A 20,975-nucleotide genomic window follows, 5' to 3' on the forward strand; every position below is an offset into this window, starting at 1 on the left:
TTTAATTCCGGTAGGGATAGAATGTTTATTAGTTTCTATCCCTACCAGAAAATGGTTTATCAAAGAGTAATCGATTGAGGAGTAAGCATGATTAGAGCCGTTTGGTTAAGTATTCTTTTGATGATTGTTCCACTTATCATATGGTCTCAGGAACTGGCATTTCCTGGCGCAGAAGGATACGGACGCTTTGCTAGTGGTGGTAGAGGAGGACAGGTAATTATAGTCTCCAATCTTCATGATTCTGGCCCTGGAAGTCTAAGGGCAGCATTGAGAGAAGACTTTTCCCGTATAATCGTTTTCAACGTATCTGGTTATATCGAACTAGAGTCAGATCTGGATATCAATGATGGCAATGTGACCATCGCTGGTCAGAGTGCACCTGGTGATGGTATTACACTCAAAAACTACCCGCTAAAAGTAAAAGGTGACAATGTAATTATCAGATACATCAGGTCAAGAATGGGAGATGAGCGACAAGTACAAGATGACGCCATTAGTGCCAAAGACAATCGAGACCTGATCATAGATCATTGCAGCTTTAGTTGGAGCACGGATGAGAGTGCATCGGTATACGATAATGAGTTCTCCACTGTGCAGTATTGTATGATAACCGAAAGTTTAAATAATTCGGTGCACAAGAAGGGGTCTCATGGCTATGGAGGCATTTGGGGTGGAAGGAAGGCTTCATTTCATCATAACTTATTTGCCCACCATAAGAGTAGAAGTCCGAGATTTCAAGGGGCTAGATACCACAAAAAACCTGCAGAGGAAATTGCCGATTTTCGAAACAATGTGATTTACAATTGGCAATCTAATAACAGCTATGCAGGTGAAGAGGGAAATTACAACATGATCAATAATACCTACAAGGCAGGTCCGGCCACACAATCGAAAAAGGATAAGATAATAGACCCCTATAAGCCTTATGGTAAGTTTTACCTTAGTGGCAATGTATTAATCGGAGAAGAGGAAGTTACTTCCGATAATTGGGAAGGAGTAGCAGTAGATGAGCGTGATAAAGCAGAAATCAAACTGACTGAGCCACTAGAAGTAGCTCCTGTTACTACCCAGTCTGCTGCAGAATCTTATGAGTTGGTACTGGCAAAAGCAGGTGCTTCATACATTAGAGATGCAGTAGATCGGCGAGTGATCCAGGAAGTTTGCGATGGGACTTACACCTATGGGGATCATGGGATCATCGATACTCCCGGAGACGTAGGAGGTTACCCTGTGTTGAAGTCTAAAAAAGCACCGCGGGATACTGATCAGGATGGCATGCCAGACAAATGGGAGAAAAAGAAGGGCCTAAATCCAGAACAGAATGATTCTGCAGAAGTCGGTTTGCAGGACCATTATACCAACATAGAAGTGTATCTCAATGAACTGGTGGAAGACTAACATGATGCTAATGTTTTGCATGACTGCTGCAATGGGAGAAGCTCAGGTGCTGAGAGATACCTCCTATACATTGGCCAGTACACTAGCGAAATATCAGCGGAATTATCCAGACCTTCAGATTGAAGGTGTATATCCCTCTAATCCAAAAAATGTGCATATACAGGTTCGCAATTACAAAAGCATGGGTGAAAGGAAGTTACAAGCTAATTTATTTGTTCCTGACGTGAAGGAACAAATCCCTACAGTCATGCTCGTGCATGGAGGCGGATGGCGTGCTGGTTCACCAGAATTGATGACTCCAATCGCCGAACGTCTTGCACTGGCAGGTTTCCTGGTCATGGTGCCTGAGTATCGGTTATCATTGGAGGCAGCCTATCCAGCAGGAGTCGATGACTTAAAAGATGCGCTGAATTGGCTGAAAGCAAATGCGATCGAGCTGTCGATAGATACAACAAAACTGGCAGTGGTGGGATTTTCGGCCGGCGGACAATTGGCTGCTTTGATTGGTACTACCTATCCAGTGCAGGCCATAGTGGATGTGGATGGAATATTGGTTTTTCATCATCCAGATTCGAAAGAAGGCGCGATGGCTGCTCAGTGGTTGGGAGGTACGTATGAGGAAGTTCCTCTGACATGGGAAGAGGCTTCAGCACTGACTCATGTCAATGATAAAACACCACCTACACTATTTCTGGCCAGTAAATACCCGAGATTTTTGGCTGGCTATCAATCGTACATGGAGGTGCTGGATGAGGCGGGTACCTACTCGGAATACCACGCTTTTGATGATGCCCCACATTCATTTTGGTTAGTGTCGCCGTGGTTCGAACCAACGGTGACCAGGATCATTGAGTTTTTAAATCGAGTAATTAACAAAACCAACCAGCAATTATCCGATGAATAGTAAGTGCAAATATTGGCTTCAACAGGTTATTCTCCTATTTCTAGTAGTAGGGATGGTAATCTTCATTTCTTGTAATGAGGAGGAGCCAACGCCTGAAAATGTACTAATCAGCAGGATTTCTATCAAAGGAGATTTTATCACAGATGGAGGAACCAGTCAATTGAGTGCCGAAATCACACCAGAGGACGCCACCAACCAACAAGTAGATTGGTCCGTTTCCAATGCACAAGTAGCCACTATCAATGAGACCGGCTTACTAACGGCTGTATCCAATGGGGTGGTAACAGTCACAGCAGCAGCAACAGACGGATCTGGAGTAACCGCACAAAAGTCCTTTAATGTATCAGGCGTGGCAGGTCCGGTAACACTCGTTTCTCAGATTACCATCCAAGGTATCAATGTTACGGATGGTAGAGACCAACAACTCTCAGTTACCGTATCGCCAACAAATGCTACAAACAAGGAGGTGCAATGGTCTGTTTCCAATGACGAAATAGCCGAGATTTCCTCCACAGGATTATTGAGCCCGCTTGCCAATGGGTCCGTAACTGTTTATGCAAAGGCCACTGACGGATCAGGGGTACAAGGAGAGTTAGTTGTTAATATCTCAGGAGTATTTGACCCAGAAGATGGATTAGTGGTAGCCACTAAAGACGAGTTGGTAGCTGCTCTTGGGGCGGTTGAGCCTGGTGACAAAATATACCTTAGAGGAGGTACTTATTCTTTTTCTTCGACTATTCGATTGAGTAAGGACGGCTCTGCTTCCCAGCTCATCTCCTTGCTGGCATATCCAGATGAACGTCCGATAATTGATTTCTCCCCCATGTCCGAAAACTCTAGTAATCGAGGAATTCAGGTGTCAGGTGATTACTGGCATGTGAAAGGATTGGATGTTTATGGAGCTGGTGACAATGGTATGTTTATCAGCGGGCATCACAACTTGATAGAGTTTTGTTCTTTCTATGAAAATGCAGACTCAGGATTGCAAATAGGCAATGGTGCCAGCAACAATACCGTGTTGAATTGTGACTCTTACTACAATGCCGATTCATCCATCGAAAATGCGGATGGGTTTGCCTGTAAACTGGATGCTGGTGATGGCAACAAGTTTATTGGATGCCGAGCCTGGCAAAACCTGGACGATGGCTGGGATGGTTACCTGAGAGGTGCGGACAACATCACCACTACCTACGAGAATTGCTGGGCGTTCCTAAACGGTAGACTCAAGGATGGGACTGTTGGCGGTGGAGATGGAAATGGTTTCAAAACAGGAGGAAGTGATGATAAACTGTTAAAGCACAATGGAATATTTACTAATTGCATTGCTACAGGAAATGTAGTAGATGGTTTTGATCACAATAGCAACAGGGGAGATGTCACGTTATACAACTGTGCGGCACATGATAATGGTCGCAATATAAATTTTGGATCTGGCAACATCGCTAATTCTCTGACCATTAAAAATACGATATCCATCGGTGGAGGAGGGGATTCCTATCAGGCAACAACCACCGACATCACGAACAATTCCTGGCAAAATGGGCAATCAGCCACAGCTTCAGATTTCATTAGTTTGGATTATGAACTGCTCAAGCAATCTCGAAAGGCCGATGGAAGCTTGCCAGACATAGACTATCTCCAGTTGGTGTCAGGAAGTGATTTGATTGATGCCGGAGTGGATGTGGGACTAGACTTTCAGGGCTCTGCTCCCGACATTGGTGTATTTGAATACGATAACTAACATACTAAGGCAGACTGATCTTATCTAAGGTTAGTCAATCCCGGCCCCAAGGGGGCCGGGTTTTACTAGATCAAATACCGATATTCTATGTAAATTGTACATGGAATTTGTAGTTAACTAATAGACATTGAATTGGAAGCAAAATCCGATAAGCAAATAGACACCTTAATCACCACAGTAAACCCTTCATCTTACGAGTGCACCATCACCGTCGACTGTGCCATTTTTGGTTTTCAGGATAATGAACTCAAAATCTTGCTTGTCAAGCGCTCAGTGGAGCCATTCAAGAATTACTGGATGCTGCCGGGTGGTATGATGAGCGAGGGCTTCACCATGGAAGAGTCAGTGAGCAAAGTCCTCTATGGGTTGACGGGTATTCACAATGTGCATCAAGAACAGGTGAAGTGCTACAGTGATGTGGATCGGCATCCAATCAAACGTGTAGTTACGGTATGTTTTTATGCACTTGTCAAGCCAGAAAATCATCCAGTCATTGCCAAAAATTATGTTTCTGATGTGGTGTGGCACTCTGTGAGCGATCTTCCTGAGCTGGGTTTTGATCATAACAGGCTAGCAGTAGATGCTCTGGCCAAACTTAGGCAGAACCTTAAGGAGAACTTGATTTTTGGTGAGTTGTTGCCAGAGAAATTTACGCTGAAAGAGTTGCAGGATTTATATGAGAGCATTCTTGACGAAACTCTGGATAGACGAAATTTTCGAAAGAAGATTTTACAGATGGAATTGCTCCACCCCACTAATGAGAAAAAAGTAGGTGTGAAAGGTGGGCCAGAACTTTATTCCATTAAGAAAAAGTAAAGCCGAAGAGATAATAATATGATAATTTAAAATAGGCAGATAAAGTAGCTTAAAGAATTGTGAATCTAGTAAACTGTGTATAAATTACACAGTAAATAAAATGAGTTTTTGTTACTTGCATAAGTGCTTGTCTCATTGTGATTTAGAACCTCTTAAATGAAAGACCAAAATGAGCGAAATACGATATTCTCTAAGTCCAGAAGCATTCAAATCCTACACCACCGAAGACATTCGCAAGGAATTTTTGATTCCTGAGGTCATGCAGAAAGGTAAGATTACAGCTGTATATTCTATGTATGATCGCATGGTCACTATGGGAGTGGTTCCCGCCAGTGGAAGTATTGATTTGCCAGTGTTTGAAGACTTGACTAAGGCGGAGTTCTTTCTGCAGCGTCGGGAGATGGGGATCATCAATGTAGGTGGTTCTGGTAAGGTCAGCGTAGATGGAGTGGATTATGACCTGGCCAACAAAGAGTGCTTGTATATTGGCCGTGGGGCAAAGAATATTGCGTTTTCCAGTGCTTATGCTGACTCACCAGCAGAGTTTTTTATCAATTCATGCCCGGCACACAAAGAATATCCGACTACAAAAGCTGTTTTGGCAGACGCCAATGAAGTGAATTTGGGTAGCAAGGAAAACTGCAACGAACGAACTATCTATCAGTTTATTCATGAAGGGGGTATCAAGAGTTGTCAGTTGGTGATGGGATTCACCACACTTGCTCCAGGTAGTATCTGGAACACCTTTCCACCACATACACACCTTCGCAGGATGGAAGTTTACTTCTATTTCGATCTGGCGGATGACCAAATAGTGTTGCATTTTATGGGAGATCCTCAGGAGACGCGTCATCTGGCCATTCACAACAAGCAAGCGGTGATCTCTCCAGAGTGGTCCATTCACTCGGGAGCAGGTACATCTAACTATTCCTTTATATGGGCTATGGCGGGAGAGAATCAGGCATTCACTGATATGGATGGACAAGAACTAAAGAGTATTCGCTGATGCGATTCGAGCATTTTGCGATCAATGTGAAAGCCCCAGTGAAAATGGCTGAGTGGTATTGCGAGCATTTGGGCTTGCATCTGGTCTATGAGCAGGAAGAGCCTCCGTTCATGCGTTTTCTTGCAGACGAAGCGGATCAGGTGGTCATGGAGCTTTACCAGAATCCAAACGCTCCGATCACCGATCATTCCAAAAATCACCCGCTGGTTTTTCACATGGCTTTTGAGTCAGCAGATGCTCAATTGGATAAGGAACGACTGGTAGCTGCAGGGGCGTCTTTTATTGAGGAGAAGATACCTGAGCAAGGTACACACCTCGTCATGATGCGTGACCCATGGGGAATACCCTTGCAGGTTGTCCAGCGAAATAAACGACTTAACAAAGACTGAATTATGGTATTGGATGAATTCAAATTAGAAGGTAAAACGGCACTGGTCACCGGCTGTAAGCGAGGCATCGGCAAAGCCATGGCTGAGGCATTGGCTGAAGCTGGAGCCGATATCATTGGTGTTTCTGCATCTCTGGAGACAACCGGCAGTGATGTAGAAAAATCCGTTACCTCACTTGGAAGAAAATTCTCTGCTTATCAGGCTGATTTTAGTGATCGAAAGTCACTTTATGCTTTCATTGACCAGGTGAAAAAGGAGCATCCGGTGGTAGATATTTTGGTGAACAATGCAGGAACAATTCTGCGGAAGCCAGCTGCTGAACATCCAGATGAATACTGGGACAAGGTCATTGAAGTCAATCAAAACTCTCAGTTTATTCTCACACGAGAGTTTGGTAAGGAAATGATCAAAAAGGGGAGTGGCAAAGTAATATTTACGGCTTCATTGCTGACATTCCAGGGTGGAATTACCGTGCCGGGTTATGCTGCCAGCAAAGGAGCTATCGGTCAACTGACCATGGCGTTTTCCAATGAATGGGCAAGTAAAGGAGTCAATGTAAACGCAATAGCTCCGGGATACATCGCCACGGACAATACAGAAGCACTCAGAAATGACCCTGATCGCAGTGAGGCGATACTCAGTCGCATTCCCCAGGGAAGATGGGGTACACCGGAGGATTTCAAAGCACCAGTCGTGTTTTTGGCCAGTAATGCGGCTAGTTATATGAACGGATCCATTTTGACGGTTGATGGAGGCTGGATGGGTAGATAATATTTATAGGCAAGGTAGTAGTATCGGAGATTCTGATTTCTTCTTCATACTTATTAACTCTCCGTTACTACCTGCCTTCCTTTTTTAATTGACTTGTATTATGAAAGATTTTTTAACAGAGGATTTTTTACTCGAAAACGACACGGCAAAGAAACTGTATGCTGATCATGCAGCTAAAATGCCCATTATAGATTACCACTGTCACCTGTCACCAAAAGACATAGCTGAGGATAGGGTGTTTAAAAACATCACAGAGGCGTGGCTGGAGGGAGATCATTACAAATGGCGTGCTATGCGCACCAACGGAGTGGATGAAGAATACGTGACTGGCGGTAAATCAGATGAAGAAAAGTTTATGAAATGGGCAGAAACCGTACCTGATACGCTTCGAAATCCCCTGTATCACTGGACGCACCTGGAGCTTCAGCGGTATTTTGATATTCCTGATATACTGAATGGTGAAACTGCAAAATCAATCTATCAGGAATCCTCTGAAAAGTTGAAGTCTACTCCTTTTAGCTGTAGAGGTTTGTTGCGAAAGATGAAGGTGGAAGTAGTCTGTACCACAGATGATCCCATAGATGATCTAAAATACCATCAGCAGCTTCGGCAGGAAGGCTTTGAAGTAAAGATTCTCCCTACATTCAGACCTGACAAACTCTATGCGGTAGAGGATGCAACTGCCTATCAGGCTTATGTCAAAAAACTGGGGGAAGTGACAGGTATGAACATTACTAGTCTGGCCGAGCTGCTCCAGGCTGCTAAGAGTCGCGTGGATTACTTCCACGAGATGGGAGGCAGACTGTCCGATCATGGGTTAGAGCAGCTGTATGATGTAGACTTCTCAAGTAAACTGGCAGCAGCATCATTTGAGAAGGTGATGAAAGGAACTGCCTTGTCAACTGCCGAGGTTCAGCAATTTAAAATGGTACTCCTGGTAGAGTTGAGTAAGATGTACCATGCCAAAGGGTGGACACAGCAGTATCATCTGGGGGCCATCCGAAACAACAACAGCCGAATGATGCGCATACTCGGGCCAGATACAGGGTTCGATTCCATCGGAGATTTCTCCCAGGTTAGGGCACTCAGTAAGTTTTTAAATGAGCTGGATACTTCAGATCAATTAGCAAAGACCATCCTGTACAACCTCAATCCAGCAGATAATGAAGCCATGGCGACTATGATTGGCAATTTTAATGATGGATCCATAGCCGGAAAACTGCAGTATGGTTCAGCATGGTGGTTTTTGGATCAAAAGGATGGAATGGAGAAGCAGATCAATGCTCTGTCCAACATGGGAATGCTCAGCCGATTTGTAGGAATGCTTACAGACAGTCGTTCCTTTTTGTCCTACCCAAGACACGAGTATTTCAGAAGAATACTCTGCAACCTCATCGGAAGAGATGTGGAAAATGGGGAGTTACCCAATGATTTGAACTGGCTCGGTAAGCAAGTGGAAAACATCTGCTATTACAATGCCAGAGGTTATTTTGGATTTTACGAATAAAGAAAACATAAGAAAATGAATAAGAAAGTTGTAACATTCGGAGAGATCATGCTCAGGTTAGCACCAGAGGGATTTCTTCGTTTTTCACAGGCTACCTCTTTCGATGTGGTCTATGGTGGAGGAGAGTCAAATGTGGCTGTTTCCCTGGCCAACTACGGTGTACCGGTTGATTTTGTGACCCGGCTTCCTCAAAACGATATCGGGCAGTGTGCCATGATGGAAATGAGAAAACGTGGCGTTGGTGTGGATAAGATCGTGTGGGGTGGAGACCGTCTGGGCATTTACTTTTTAGAAACCGGAGCAGTCTCCAGAGGAAGTAAGGTTGTGTACGACAGAGCCCACTCGGCTATGGCTGAGATCCAGCCAGGTATGGTTGATTGGAAAAAAGTATTTGACGGAGTGGATTGGTTTCACTGGACAGGCATCACACCGGCCATATCTCAAGGAGCTGCAGACGCATGTCTGGAAGCTGTAAAGACTGCAAGTGAGATGGGTGTCACCATTTCTACCGACCTGAACTATCGTGCTAAACTTTGGAAGTATGGTGGGGATAGAGAAGCTATCATGACGGAGCTCACCAGCTACTGTGATATCATTTTGGGCAACGAAGAAGATGCAGAGATGCATTTCGGAATCAAACCAGAAGGAGTAAATGTGCAAACGGAAGGTCACAATGTGAAGGCGGAGGCGTTTCTTTCAGTATGTCAGCAAATGATGAAGAAATTCCCTAGAGCCAAGAAAGTGATCACCACACTTAGAGGGTCTATTTCTGCTTCCCATAATACCTGGGCAGGAGTCCTTTTTAATGGCGAAAAAATGTTTGAATCTCGACAGTATCAGATCACAGACATTGTGGATCGTGTAGGTGGTGGTGACTCATTCATGGGAGGCCTGATCTACGGCTTGCTCAAGTATCCAGAAGATGATCAGAATGCCCTTGACTTTGCCGTGGCTGCTTCTTGTCTGAAACACACCATTAAAGGAGATGCTAACCTGGTGACTGTGCCAGAAGTGGAGAAACTCATGGGTGGAGATGCGTCCGGTAGAGTAGCTAGATAATCGAATTTGGCCGGTTCAAAAGAATTCAGCAAAGTAATAGTCCCTGAATTATCGGTTTTTCAAAAGAGCATGAACCGGCCATTTTTACACCACCAATTGATTGGTTTTTAAGCAATGAAGAAAGTAGTCACGTTCGGAGAAGTCATGATGAGGCTTTCACCTCCAGGGTTTGCCAAGTTTTCGCAAGCCAACACCCTTGATGTGGTATATGGAGGAGGGGAAGCCAACGTGGCTATTTCTCTAGCCTATCTGGGGCTGAACGCTTCGCATGTCACCCGTTTTCCAGACAACCTAATTGGCTACTCCGCTGCACAGTTTTTGAGACATCATTGGCTGGATAGCTCGTGGATTCTTTACGGTGACCAGTTGATGGGCAAGTACTTTCTTGAAAAGGGTGCCGTTCATCGGCCCAGTCAAGTGGTATATGAGCGCGAAGGTTCGGCGTTTTCTAGAATAGAGCCAGGAATGGTGGATTGGCGTGCCGTCTTTCGGGATGCAGATTGGTTTCACTGGACGGGTATCACGCCAGCCATATCAGCTGGAGCGGCCGCATGTACTCTAGAGGCTATCAAAACAGCAAATGAAATGGGAGTGAGCGTATCTGCAGACATCCATTCACGCAAAAACCTATGGAATTTTGGAAAAACTGAAAAAGAAATTATGCCTGAACTCATAGCTGGATGCGATGTGGTCATTGGCAGTTACAAGGATATTAGCAGCATTTTTGATATGGATACCGAGGGCGATGAAACCGAACGATTCATTTCAGCTGCTAGCCAATTAATGAATCTGCACCCGCGCATCCAAAAGGTGTTTGACAAGGACCGCAAAACGGTGAGCGCCTCACACAATAGCATACGTGGCAAAATGTGGAATGGCAAGCGATTTCATAAAACCAACAAACTAGAAGTGACACACATTGTGGACCGGGTAGGTACTGGAGATGCTTATGCGGCAGGCTTGATTTATGGGCTGCTACATTATACAGACGACCTGGAGGCACTCAAGTTTGCCACGGCAGCTTGTGCACTGAAGCACACCGTGGAAGGAGATGCCAACATGGTGGCTCTGGACAGTGTGCTGGAATTAATGAATGGAAATACATCAGGAAAAATTATTAGATAAAAAGATTATGGCAAGATTCTCAAGAATTGATGTTGCAATACAAATGAAAGAAACAGGTATGGTACCTGTGTTCTACCACAAAGACATAGAGCTTTGTAAAAACGTAATAGAGGCCTGTTATAAAGGAGGTGTGCGCGTTTTCGAATTTACGAACAGGGGTGATTTTGCTCACGAAGTTTTCGGTGAGTTGGTCAAGTGGTCCGAATCAGCCTGTCCGGAGATGATCATGGGCGTTGGGTCGGTGATAGATGCCTCTACCACAGCTTTGTACCTGCAACTGGGAGCCAACTTTATAGTGTCACCAATCATGGATGAAGAGATGGCCCGCATCTGCAATAAACGCAAAGTGGCCTGGAGTCCTGGTTGCGGATCAGTTACCGAAATTGTCAAAGCCCACGAGTTGGGTTCGGAAGTGGTGAAAATATTTCCTGGTTCACAGGTAGGGGGTCCTGCATTTGTGAAAGGAGTGAAGGGTCCATTTCCATATGCCAGCATCATGCCGACTGGCGGTGTGGCACCAACAGAAGAAAACCTAAAAGGCTGGATAGAAGCTGGTGTACACTGCGTAGGGATGGGTTCACAGCTCTTCCCCAAAGAAGTGCTAGCCGAAAAGAACTTCGATTTCATTACCAATAAATGTGAAGAAGCAATTTCCATCATCAAGAAATACAGATCCTGATTTTGAAACACATTAACCCAATTATACTTTTCTTACTCCTGCTGACCTTTGGATGCAGTAGCAAAACTGAAGTGAAAGAACTAAAGCTTGCCCACGGTCTGGATGTGAGCCATCCGGTACACACCGGTATGGTCTATATGGCTGACCGATTGGCGGAGATCTCCGATGGTCAGATGACCATAAAGATTTATCCATCAGGCCAGCTAGGCAATGAGCGGGAGTGCCTTGAGTTGCTTCAGATCGGAAGTCTTTCTCTTACCAAAGTTTCCGCTGCTATTGTTGAGAATTTTGCACCTAAGTTTCGAGTTCTTGGTTTGCCCTATTTATTCGAAAGCAAGGAACACATGTTCTCCGTTTTGGATGGGCCAATTGGCGAGGGCTTGCTGGAGGAGGGTGAAAAGTATCGTTTTCGTGGACTATGTTACTACGATGCGGGTTCCAGGAGTTTCTATACCAAAGATCGCCCTGTTCAAACCCCTGATGATCTCAGCGGGTTGAAAATCCGGGTAATGAAAAGCAACACGGCCATGAACATGGTCAGTCAGCTAGGTGGCTCTCCAACTCCAATCTCCTTTGGTGAGTTGTATACCGCCTTACAACAAGGCGTGGTAGATGGTGCGGAAAACAATCCCCCAAGTTTCTATTCCAGCAGACACTATGAAGTCTGCAAGTATTATTCTCTGGATGAGCATACCAGTGTTCCTGACGTGCTGCTGGTGAGTCTGGAATGGTGGAACAATATGACTCCACAGGAGCAGCAGTGGCTGAAGCAAGCAGCTTTGGAGTCTGTTCCTTTCCAGCGCAAGGAATGGGAAAAATCTGTAAAAGAAAGTCTTGCTGCTGTGGAAGAAGCAGGAGTGGAGATCATTCGGCCAGACAAATCCAGGTTTTCCTCCATGGTAGGTCCAATCTACGATTCTTACAAGGATCAGACGGAGCTATATGAGCTGATTTTGAAAATTAAAGAGCAAGCCCAATGAGACAGAAAATTGATCGATTCTTAGGAGCTATGGTAGCCTTGCTGATGGGGCTGATGGTGATCAATGTGTTGTGGCAGGTGGCATCACGATACTTACTGGGGTCTCCTAGTGTTTTCACCGATGAGTTGGCCAACTATCTACTGATCTGGGTAGGGCTATTGGGAGCTGCTTATGCCACAGGCAAGAAAATGCATCTGGCTATCGACTTGCTTCCAAACAAGCTTGAGGGATCCAAAAAACGACAACTGAATCTCGTTATCACCTTTTTTGTAATTGTTTTTGCACTTACTGTGATGATCATCGGGGGTGTACGATTGGTGTATTTGACATTGTTGTTGGAACAGCTTTCTCCCAGTCTACAGATTCCTCTTGGTTATATCTATCTGGTGATACCTGTTAGCGGATTGTTTATTATTTATTATTCCATCTCAAACTACCTGACTGATAATGGCACTAACTGAAGTATTAATTCTTGTACTAAGTTTTCTTGTATTGCTGGCCATTGGAGTGCCGGTGGCTTACTCGATCGGATTATCATCAGTTTTGACATTGATCATTTCTATGCCATCCATCACAGCATATACTACACTCGCTCAGCGCATGGCTACTGGCTTGGACAGTTTTGCACTGTTAGCCATCCCTTTCTTTGTACTGTCGGGGCAATTAATGAATCGGGGAGGAATAGCCAGGCGTTTGGTAGATTTTGCCAAGGTGTTGGTGGGACCATTGCCGGGAGGGTTGGCTTTTGTTAATATCCTGGCTTGCATGCTGTTTGGTGCTATCTCAGGTTCAGCAGCTGCCGCAGCTTCTGCTATCGGTGGCTTTATGGGACCCAGGATGGAAAAGGAAGGCTACAACAAGGAGTTTAGTGCGGCCATCAATATTACTAGCTCTACTACGGGCTTAATCATTCCACCTAGTAACATTCTGATCGTTTATTCATTAGCTAGCGGGGGAGTGTCTATTGCTGCACTGTTCATGGCTGGGTATATTCCAGGTATTTTGGTGGGGTTGGCACTGATGAGTGTCGCGGCAGTTTATTCAATCCGGAAGGGCTATAAAGGAGATTCCAGAGAGTCCCTATCTGGAGCTATTAAGAAGTTTTTCAACGCCTTTCCGAGCTTATTGCTATTGATTATTGTGATCGGAGGTATTGTGGCCGGGATTTTTACAGCCACAGAAGCTTCAGCCATCGCTGTACTTTACACCCTGGTACTGGCCATGCTTTACAAAGAAGTCACCTGGAGGGATTTGCCGAAGATTCTGGAGGAGTCGGTGCTGACTACCGCTATAGTCATGCTGCTGATTGGGACATCAATGGGTATGTCCTGGGTGATGTCTTATGAAAATATCCCACAGGAAGTAAGCAATCTATTAATCGGGTTATCGGACAACCCAATCATCATTCTGGTGATCATCAACCTGATTTTGTTGTTTGTGGGAATATTCATGGATATGACCCCAGCGGTCTTGATTTTCACACCTATTTTTCTACCTGTAGTGACCAAACTAGGGATGGATCCTATTCATTTTGGTATTGTGATGGTACTCAATCTTTGTATTGGTCTGTGTACTCCACCAGTTGGTAGTGTCCTTTTTATTGGTTGTAGTGTGGCAGGTATTAAGATCGAGAAGGTTTTGAAACCTTTGATTCCACTGTTCATCACCATGATTGCCGTGTTGATGCTGGTGACTTATTGGCCGGATCTGACCCTTTGGTTGCCCCGAGTTTTTGGGTTTTAATAACAAGTAATAGATAGTAAAAGTATCATTCTACTGCCGACCCACTTGGTGTAAATCTCCCCTCTAATGATGAACACATCAACAATGAGTTGGAAGCGAGTTGTCAGCTATGATGCTAGCAGGGAAGATGTCCAGCTCACGAGGGTCCCTGTGGGGAGCCTGCAGGAGTATCCATGATTGCATTGAATGAATACTTACGTAAAACGGAATAATTGAGTGAGTTTGTCTCGCACCATCAAATTCATTTAATTTTGCTTCTATCTCCGTCGTAGAAGTAAATGAAGCCAGCAACACAATACACCAAAAGTGGCCGTATCAACATTGCCTATCAGGTATTTGGTACCGGTTCGACAGATCTCGTTTACATACCGGGTTGGGTTTCTAACATTGATCTCATGTGGGATTGTCCAGATCTTGTTGGCTTTCTTACTGAGTTAGGTAAAATCTGCAGAGTCATTCTGTTTGATAAAAGAGGAACCGGACTGTCCGATCGGGTCGTGGAACTCTCTACTCTGGAGGAGCGCATGGATGATGTGCGTGCAGTAATGGATGCAGTTCATTCAGAGAAGGCTATACTTTTTGGGCATTCTGAAGGAGGATCAGTTTCTGCTTTGTTCGCGGCTACTTATCCCAATCGAGTGGTTTCACTCATCACTTTTGGCGTCTTTGCTAAAAGGCGGTATTCTGAGGATTATCCCTGGGCACCAACCGATGCGGAAAGAAAGAAAGTTTACGACATGATCGAGCAAAGTTGGGGTAGTGGAGAAATGAATCTGGAGTCTCTGGCTCCTTCTAAGGCGAATGATCGGGAGTTCATGGATTGGCTGGCTACCTATTTTCGATCTGGAGCAAGTCCAAGTGCGGCGCTGGTTTTGACTAAAATGAATACCGAAGTAGATATCATTGATATACTTGGTTCCATTCAGGTACCAACGCTAATGATGCAACGGAGAGATGATATAGATGTGAAAATAGAGGAGGGTCACTTCATTGCTCAGCGTATCAAGAATTCGAAGTTCGTAGAGTTTGATGGGGACGACCATCTTTTTTGGGCAGGCAATACAGCGGAGGTTCTCGATGTAATGAAAGCCTTCATCCTGGAGGAAAAACCGCCTGTTGTCTACGAGGAGAAACTTTTCACCATTTTGGCAGCTCGGGTTGAGGCAGATTCCAATGTTTCTTTCAGGAATGCAATTGACCGTATTGTCAGGCAATATCGAGGCAATATTGTGCAATATCGTGGAGATTCATTTATAGCAACCTTCGATGGTCCCAGCAAGTCAGTACACTGTGCTCTTAACTTGCAGGAAGTGATCAACGGACTCCAGGGCAAATTGGCGGTAGGTATTCATATCAAAGAAGCAGCTGTGAATGAAGCTCATTTCATCAGTGGTCAGACTCAGGGTTTCGTGGAGATGGTTTTGAAGCAAGCTCTTCCAGATCAAATCCTTATCACCCAGACCGTGAAGCATTTACTTTCCGGAGCGGGACTTTCTTATGCTCAGTCCAAAACCATTTATGAGGCCAGTTTAGGAGAGTCCTTATTGCTGTACTCAGTGACCGATCAGCTAAATGAAGGAGATGTAATAGGGACATTTAACAGGGAGCAGTTGCCCCTTGGAGGCTCATTTTTGGATAATGTGCTGCAGTGCATAGATGCCAATCTAGATAATGAGCTCTTTGGTGTAGAGAAGCTATGTAGAGAAGTGGGTATCAGTGAGAGACAGCTTCAGCGAAAACTAAAAGCGGTTACAAATAAGTCTCCTAATCAGCTAATTACCTCGGTACGGTTACATCGTGCCAAAGAGCTGATTCAAAGTCATCGGGGTAATATTGCTGAAGTATCGTTCAAGACTGGATTTTCCAATCCGTCTTATTTTTCGAAATGCTTCAAGAAGGAATTTGGCCTGTCCCCATCCGAGCTAGTGGTGTCTTAATGTCTGTCGGAAATGTAGTAGTATTTGACGGGTTTGTATGGAATCACATCTAGACACTCCGCTACCTTTGTCATAGAAATAGCCTGGTATGTTTCGTCTAGAATTATCTGCTTTTTCTTCGATTACATCAAGTTTAGTGGCATTTCAGTTTGAATTAGGTGAAATGTTAGTACACAGGGGGTGACAGTAAGTGTCACCCTTTTTTGATAAGTCTATGAAGTAAGCAAAGGTCGGAAATGAGTTGGTTTTTGTCGGAAATGAGCGCGTATGTCCCCCTGTGCCCCTCTTAAATTTGCCAGCCATAACCAAACACGACTACTGCCTTTTCAATAATGAAAAATCTCAGATTTAGAACCTTGACAATTGCGGCTCTGTTCGCAATCAATGCCTGTACCACAGAGCAACTTGAGCCAAGTGTAGACTGCTCAGCCTCTAATATTGCGCTGGAGGTAATGGAAACTGTTGATACAGGGTGTGGAGCAGCTCTTGGAAGCTTCACAGTTCAGGCTACCGGAGGGATGGCACCTTACACCTATTCCGTTGGTACTGTGCAATCAGATGGAACTTTTGATAACCTGAATGCTGGTAATTACTCTGCAATTGCTACTGATGCTAATGGGTGTACTGGACAGATTGATGTGACCATTACGAATCTCGATGGTGTAAATCTGGAGACAGTAGAGGTGACAGAGGCTGGATGCAATTCTGAAAGTGGAAGCATCCAAATCACTGCCTCTGGAGGTGTAACTCCCTATAGCTATTCTATCAACGATGGTGAAGCTCAGGAGAGTAACGTATTTGCAGACCTGGCCAGCGGATCACATACCGTAAGGGTAACAGATCAGCTCGGCTGTGAAGTAACTGAGACGGTAGATATTCTCTCCGGGATTAGCTATGAGGCTTCCGTCAAGGAGATCATTGAAAACAGCTGTGCGATTTCTGGCTGTCACAATGGAAGCGTCTCACCAAATTTCACATCATTCAGTACGATTCAGAACAGCGCTGATCGCATCAAAACTCGCACTGGAAACAAGTCCATGCCAAAAGGCTCTACTCTTTCTCAGTCCCAAATCGACCTGATTGCCTGTTGGGTAGAGGATGGAGCAAAGAACAATTAACGATCAAACAAAATCACTGATAATTAAAAATAACACCCAGTAAAATGAAGTATATAATAACACTCACAATTTTTGGGATAGTAGCGTTTAATCAGCTCATCGCCCAGCCGTTAATCGATCGGAAAGGAAAAGCATCGTTCTACTCAGAAGCTCCCTTGGAGGATATTGAGGCATGGAATGAAGAGGTATTAGGAGCCATTGACTTGGAAAAAGGAACGATTGCTGTTTCTATGTTTATTAAAGGTTTTCATTTTGACAATAGCCTGATGGAGGAGCACTTCAATGAAAACTATCTGGAATCAGAGAAATACCCAAAGGCTACTTTTCAGGTACTCTGCGCAACTTGGACCAACTGGATTTTAGATCCAATGACCCTTTTCGAGCCGAAGCAGAAGGAACAGTGGAGATTCATGGAGTTAAGCGACCATTAATAGCCACTGTAGAGTTTGCTAACTCCCGTGGAGTGCTGGAAGCCATGACCTCTTTTGACTTGTCGGTGGCAGATTTTGATATCGATGTACCAAAACTCGTCATTAAGAACATTGCTGAAGTAGTGCAGGTAAAGTCTTCATTCCAATTCAAAAAGTAAGAAGATGCTTTATCGATTTATAATAATTGTACTACTAGGTCTAATTACAGCACCGGTTGTGGCACAAGATGATCTACTGGCAGCACTGGAATCTCAGCAGGTGGAAGAACAAAGTCTCGTGGAAGCTACATTCAAAGGTACCCGGTTGATTAACGGTCACTCGATAGAAACACGAAAGAATGGTGTGATGGACTTTATCATTGCTCACCGGTTTGGTACCATCGATGGTGGCGGATATGAACTATTTGGTTTGGACAATGCCACTATCAGAATTGGACTGGAGTATGCGTTGACTGACAGGTTGTACTTCGGTTTGGGACGTAGTTCGTTTGAAAAGACCTACGATGGTTTTGTGAAGTATCGCCTCATACGCCAGTCTCGAGGTAAAGGAGCCGTGCCTATTTCTGTGACCTGGCTGAGTTCTATGTCGCTGAAGACACTCAAAGATCCCGAGTATGAATTAAGCGCGGTTGATAGACTTGCCTATACCCATCAAGTATTACTAGCTAGCAAGGTGACGAGTGCTTTCTCTATCCAGCTAATGCCGTCATGGGTTCATCGTAATGTCATCCGACCTGAAGAATTGAACAACGATATTTTCGCTTTGGGAATGGGAGGTCGCCTGAAGATCAATCAGCGCTTGGCCATTTGTGTAGAATACTACCATCAGTTCCAACAGCTAAGTGAGGATTCTAGAAATGCCCTGGCTATTGGGTTTGATCTGGAAACTGGTGGGCACGTTTTCCAACTTCAGTTTACAAACGCCACTTCCATGGTACCTAAAGGGTTCATCACTGAAACGAACAATAACTTCTTTGATGGTGAAATTCATTTTGGATTCAATATCTCCAGAACATTTCAGGTGAACTAAAATCTGGGGCGACAACCAGTTGCGTGGATGTCGTAGGTTGGTCCTTCGGGGCCAGCCTTTGTTTTTGTTTCTTCGCGGTGGTATCCGCTAGTGACAGCTCCATCGTCTTGGAAAACATTCCTCCGAAGCTACTTACAAAAGTAGGCGATCTTAAATGTATGGTGTCAGGCCACCTAATCTTCGGGAGCTACTCGAAGCATTTTTTTCTGTGAGGGAAATCCAATTTCAATAACCCCATGATGAAGAGCTTTGATTCAACCATACTTTTAAGACAAACTCTTTTTCTTTCAAGAAGAATTACCGGACCTATTCGGCCCGTATTAGACGCATCAATGTCGGATTTGTGGCATAGATGGCCACTAGCTCCAGCAGGTGACGGAATTGTACATCCATTTGACGCAATCGTGCTATTAATATTGTACTATCTGAGCATAATTTTGCACTTATATAATAACAGCTAAGTCTTAATAACCGCTAGATAATGTTGACAAAAAGTAATATTCTGTTTCCAGACGGAAACTTATTTAGTAACCGTGGGCGTAAGAATTTCTTCAACGAGCTCACTCATGAGGGATTCTTCAACCAACTGTTTAAAGAGGAGTTTGAGCGTCTCGATGAAAAAGGGGATGTCTATCTCGATTATGCAGAATCTTCTGTTTTTCCATTTTCCATTGTACAGAAGCATTTTAACCTGTTACAAAACAGTACTTTCAATACACCGGGTTCCGCCACAGGAAGTTCTGGATTGCTGGAGCGTACCAGAGTAGCGATACTGAATCACTTCAAAGCACATGAGTATCATTGCGTGTTTACACACAATCTGTCTGACGCTATGGATATAGTTGGGCAAAACTATCCGTTTGGTCAGTTGCTATTGCTGGCGGATAATCATCACAGCTACAATCAATTGAGCTTTCGGTGCGAATGCCAACAAGGCCAGGTAGATTATGCTTTGTTAAACCAGGACTTATCCATCAACTCGGCTGAACTCCGAAACTCCCTCCAATCATTTAATCAGGAAAACAAGCTATTTGTCTTTTCGGCTCAATCTGATGTATCGGGCATCAAACATGATCTGGATTGGGTGCAGGAAGCAACAGCACAGGGCTGGGATGTTCTGCTGGATGTGGACTCCTTTGCACAAGCCAGTAATTTGAATTTAAGCAAAACGCAGCCTGCATTTGTGGCTTTGTCTTTTCATAAAATGTTTGGATACCCTGCTGGTGTAAGCTGTTTGTTGGTTCATAAGGACCAAATACACCGCTTGATATCTGGAGGTCAGCAAAAAAGCATTGTTTCACGAGCAGAGTATCATTTGGTCTGTGATCATTCCCGGTTTGAGGACAAAAGCATTGATTACTTATCCATTCCTGCTGTGAAGTTTGGCCTGGATTTTCATAAAGAAATAGGAATAATGCGCTTGGAAAGCCGAGTCCAATCCATGGGAGCTTATCTCCTCAGAAACCTGAAACGAATTAAACACAGCTCTGGCATTCCGGTAGTGCGGTTGATAGGTCCTAATGAAAGAAGTGTGGTGGAAGGCACAGTTCTGATGAAGTTTCAGGATGCTGTAGGAAAGCATATTTTGAGTGTAGAAGTGAAGAGGATGGCAAGTGATCGCTACATCACCATCGGCGCTGGAAATTTCGTCAACCCAGGGGTGTTGCAAAGCATTCAAGCATACGCATCAACTGAAGAGCATTTGGTACCGAATAGCTACAACGAGTTGGTAGCACAGTACAACAACCTGCGAGATGTCGTCAGGGTGTCTGTAGGTGTTTCTACACGCAAAAAGGATCTGGATGTGTTTCTAGACTTTGTCAGATCTATGAAAGACTCGGTCGTCTAAGAAGAATACGCATAAGTAGGAGAGTCAAGGTCAGGTTAACAGATGTTTCAATTGTGAATGGCTTGACCACACCTCTCTTTCAGGATCATTAATCAATCATAAATAGGGCGAGACATTTCGCATCAGCGGAATGTCTGGGGTGGCTTTTGGCGGGGCCACCCCTTATTTAAGTAGTCAAAAGATGAAAGAACTAGTGATGAAGATGTACATAGTGTTGGTCATGTTGTTTTCTGTCGGTTCAGTAAAGGAATCCGATGGTCAGCAACCTCTCCAAGCACCAGCTAATAAGAGTGTAAAGCCATGGAATCTTGACTTGGAACATCAAGTAACGGAAGGCTTTACGGAAATATTCAAGGGTTTGCAGGCAAAATACAGACATCCTCCCAATAGCAAGAGAGTTAGAGGACTTGTTAGAAATCAAAAAACGAATTAGTGTAAAGTAGTTTCCTCAGCCCCGGATAGATGTTCGGGGCTTTTATTTACAGCAAATGTT

Annotated in this window: 21 protein-coding genes; all 21 read left to right on the forward strand. The window is 44.4% G+C overall.

What is annotated here, in order from left to right; genetic code table 11:
- Positions 1-120 precede the first annotated feature (120 nt).
- Positions 121-1,398, forward strand: coding sequence for a pectate lyase family protein (locus ACO067_RS18415; protein ID WP_421876779.1), 1,278 nt, complete (start codon positions 121-123; stop codon positions 1,396-1,398).
- Positions 1,379-2,302 (forward strand): alpha/beta hydrolase, encoded by a 924-nt coding sequence (locus ACO067_RS18420; RefSeq protein ID WP_421876782.1) that lies wholly within the window; start codon positions 1,379-1,381, stop codon positions 2,300-2,302. The genes ACO067_RS18415 and ACO067_RS18420 overlap by 20 nt, the downstream gene beginning before the upstream one ends.
- Entirely contained in the window at positions 2,295-4,043 is a 1,749-nt protein-coding gene (locus ACO067_RS18425; RefSeq protein ID WP_421876786.1) for an Ig-like domain-containing protein, read from the forward strand. The genes ACO067_RS18420 and ACO067_RS18425 overlap by 8 nt, the downstream gene beginning before the upstream one ends.
- 132 nt (positions 4,044-4,175) lie before the next feature.
- Positions 4,176-4,859, forward strand: a complete 684-nt coding sequence (locus ACO067_RS18430) for an NUDIX hydrolase (protein WP_421876789.1) — start codon at positions 4,176-4,178, stop codon at positions 4,857-4,859.
- Between the two features lie 169 nt (positions 4,860-5,028).
- Positions 5,029-5,865 carry a 5-dehydro-4-deoxy-D-glucuronate isomerase gene (kduI, locus tag ACO067_RS18435; protein ID WP_421876792.1) on the forward strand — a complete coding sequence of 279 codons (837 nt, stop codon included), beginning with the start codon at positions 5,029-5,031 and terminating at the stop codon, positions 5,863-5,865.
- Positions 5,865-6,254, forward strand: coding sequence for a VOC family protein (locus ACO067_RS18440; protein ID WP_421876794.1), 390 nt, complete (start codon positions 5,865-5,867; stop codon positions 6,252-6,254). Before kduI ends, ACO067_RS18440 begins: the two co-directional genes overlap by 1 nt.
- Before the next feature lie 3 nt (positions 6,255-6,257).
- The gene (locus ACO067_RS18445) at positions 6,258-7,025 is read left to right on the forward strand and encodes an SDR family oxidoreductase (protein ID WP_421876796.1); all 768 of its coding nucleotides are present in this window, start codon (positions 6,258-6,260) and stop codon (positions 7,023-7,025) included.
- A 100-nt stretch (positions 7,026-7,125) separates the two neighbouring features.
- Positions 7,126-8,532, forward strand: a complete 1,407-nt coding sequence (gene uxaC / locus ACO067_RS18450; protein WP_421876798.1) for a glucuronate isomerase — start codon at positions 7,126-7,128, stop codon at positions 8,530-8,532.
- 15 nt (positions 8,533-8,547) lie between these two features.
- The gene (locus ACO067_RS18455) at positions 8,548-9,591 is read left to right on the forward strand and encodes a PfkB family carbohydrate kinase (RefSeq protein ID WP_421876800.1); all 1,044 of its coding nucleotides are present in this window, start codon (positions 8,548-8,550) and stop codon (positions 9,589-9,591) included.
- A gap of 114 nt (positions 9,592-9,705) precedes the next feature.
- A complete protein-coding gene (locus ACO067_RS18460) occupies positions 9,706-10,716 on the forward strand; it encodes a sugar kinase (protein WP_421876802.1) in 1,011 nt (336 codons plus the stop codon).
- A gap of 7 nt (positions 10,717-10,723) precedes the next feature.
- Positions 10,724-11,395 carry a bifunctional 4-hydroxy-2-oxoglutarate aldolase/2-dehydro-3-deoxy-phosphogluconate aldolase gene (locus tag ACO067_RS18465; RefSeq protein ID WP_421876804.1) on the forward strand — a complete coding sequence of 224 codons (672 nt, stop codon included), beginning with the start codon at positions 10,724-10,726 and terminating at the stop codon, positions 11,393-11,395.
- Positions 11,396-11,466: 71 nt separating this feature from the next.
- Positions 11,467-12,375, forward strand: a complete 909-nt coding sequence (locus tag ACO067_RS18470; RefSeq protein ID WP_421876806.1) for a TRAP transporter substrate-binding protein — start codon at positions 11,467-11,469, stop codon at positions 12,373-12,375.
- Positions 12,372-12,836: a TRAP transporter small permease gene (locus tag ACO067_RS18475; protein ID WP_421876808.1), complete on the forward strand. Its 465-nt coding sequence runs from the start codon at positions 12,372-12,374 to the stop codon at positions 12,834-12,836. Before ACO067_RS18470 ends, ACO067_RS18475 begins: the two co-directional genes overlap by 4 nt.
- Positions 12,823-14,118 (forward strand): TRAP transporter large permease, encoded by a 1,296-nt coding sequence (locus tag ACO067_RS18480; RefSeq protein WP_421876810.1) that lies wholly within the window; start codon positions 12,823-12,825, stop codon positions 14,116-14,118. The genes ACO067_RS18475 and ACO067_RS18480 overlap by 14 nt, the downstream gene beginning before the upstream one ends.
- 278 nt (positions 14,119-14,396) lie before the next feature.
- Positions 14,397-16,055, forward strand: coding sequence for an alpha/beta fold hydrolase (locus tag ACO067_RS18485; RefSeq protein ID WP_421876812.1), 1,659 nt, complete (start codon positions 14,397-14,399; stop codon positions 16,053-16,055).
- A 332-nt stretch (positions 16,056-16,387) separates the two neighbouring features.
- Positions 16,388-17,173, forward strand: a complete 786-nt coding sequence (locus ACO067_RS18490) for a SprB repeat-containing protein (RefSeq protein WP_421876814.1) — start codon at positions 16,388-16,390, stop codon at positions 17,171-17,173.
- Between the two features lie 44 nt (positions 17,174-17,217).
- A complete protein-coding gene (locus tag ACO067_RS18495) occupies positions 17,218-17,604 on the forward strand; it encodes a hypothetical protein (protein ID WP_421876816.1) in 387 nt (128 codons plus the stop codon).
- Positions 17,574-17,762 (forward strand): hypothetical protein, encoded by a 189-nt coding sequence (locus ACO067_RS18500; protein ID WP_421876818.1) that lies wholly within the window; start codon positions 17,574-17,576, stop codon positions 17,760-17,762. Before ACO067_RS18495 ends, ACO067_RS18500 begins: the two co-directional genes overlap by 31 nt.
- 58 nt (positions 17,763-17,820) lie before the next feature.
- A complete protein-coding gene (locus ACO067_RS18505) occupies positions 17,821-18,633 on the forward strand; it encodes a DUF5777 family beta-barrel protein (RefSeq protein WP_421876821.1) in 813 nt (270 codons plus the stop codon).
- Between the two features lie 481 nt (positions 18,634-19,114).
- A complete protein-coding gene (locus ACO067_RS18510; protein WP_421876823.1) occupies positions 19,115-20,482 on the forward strand; it encodes an aminotransferase class V-fold PLP-dependent enzyme in 1,368 nt (455 codons plus the stop codon).
- 181 nt (positions 20,483-20,663) lie between these two features.
- Positions 20,664-20,915, forward strand: coding sequence for a hypothetical protein (locus ACO067_RS18515; RefSeq protein WP_421876826.1), 252 nt, complete (start codon positions 20,664-20,666; stop codon positions 20,913-20,915).
- The last annotated feature ends 60 nt before the right edge of the window (positions 20,916-20,975 follow it).

The sequence above is a fragment of the Marinoscillum sp. genome, assembly GCF_965229915.1.
In the GTDB taxonomy this organism is placed as follows: Bacteria; Bacteroidota; Bacteroidia; order Cytophagales; family Cyclobacteriaceae; genus Marinoscillum.

Coding starts and splice junctions, on each gene's coding strand:
- ACO067_RS18415 (WP_421876779.1), top strand. CDS start 121: ATGATTGTTCCACTTATCATATGGTCTCAGGAACTGGCATTTCCTGGC.
- ACO067_RS18420 (WP_421876782.1), top strand. CDS start 1,379: ATGAACTGGTGGAAGACTAACATGATGCTAATGTTTTGCATGACTGCT.
- ACO067_RS18425 (WP_421876786.1), top strand. CDS start 2,295: ATGAATAGTAAGTGCAAATATTGGCTTCAACAGGTTATTCTCCTATTT.
- kduI (WP_421876792.1), top strand. CDS start 5,029: ATGAGCGAAATACGATATTCTCTAAGTCCAGAAGCATTCAAATCCTAC.
- ACO067_RS18440 (WP_421876794.1), top strand. CDS start 5,865: ATGCGATTCGAGCATTTTGCGATCAATGTGAAAGCCCCAGTGAAAATG.
- ACO067_RS18445 (WP_421876796.1), top strand. CDS start 6,258: ATGGTATTGGATGAATTCAAATTAGAAGGTAAAACGGCACTGGTCACC.
- uxaC (WP_421876798.1), top strand. CDS start 7,126: ATGAAAGATTTTTTAACAGAGGATTTTTTACTCGAAAACGACACGGCA.
- ACO067_RS18455 (WP_421876800.1), top strand. CDS start 8,548: ATGAATAAGAAAGTTGTAACATTCGGAGAGATCATGCTCAGGTTAGCA.
- ACO067_RS18460 (WP_421876802.1), top strand. CDS start 9,706: ATGAAGAAAGTAGTCACGTTCGGAGAAGTCATGATGAGGCTTTCACCT.
- ACO067_RS18465 (WP_421876804.1), top strand. CDS start 10,724: ATGGCAAGATTCTCAAGAATTGATGTTGCAATACAAATGAAAGAAACA.
- ACO067_RS18475 (WP_421876808.1), top strand. CDS start 12,372: ATGAGACAGAAAATTGATCGATTCTTAGGAGCTATGGTAGCCTTGCTG.
- ACO067_RS18480 (WP_421876810.1), top strand. CDS start 12,823: ATGGCACTAACTGAAGTATTAATTCTTGTACTAAGTTTTCTTGTATTG.
- ACO067_RS18485 (WP_421876812.1), top strand. CDS start 14,397: ATGAAGCCAGCAACACAATACACCAAAAGTGGCCGTATCAACATTGCC.
- ACO067_RS18490 (WP_421876814.1), top strand. CDS start 16,388: ATGAAAAATCTCAGATTTAGAACCTTGACAATTGCGGCTCTGTTCGCA.
- ACO067_RS18495 (WP_421876816.1), top strand. CDS start 17,218: ATGAAGTATATAATAACACTCACAATTTTTGGGATAGTAGCGTTTAAT.
- ACO067_RS18510 (WP_421876823.1), top strand. CDS start 19,115: ATGTTGACAAAAAGTAATATTCTGTTTCCAGACGGAAACTTATTTAGT.
- ACO067_RS18515 (WP_421876826.1), top strand. CDS start 20,664: ATGAAAGAACTAGTGATGAAGATGTACATAGTGTTGGTCATGTTGTTT.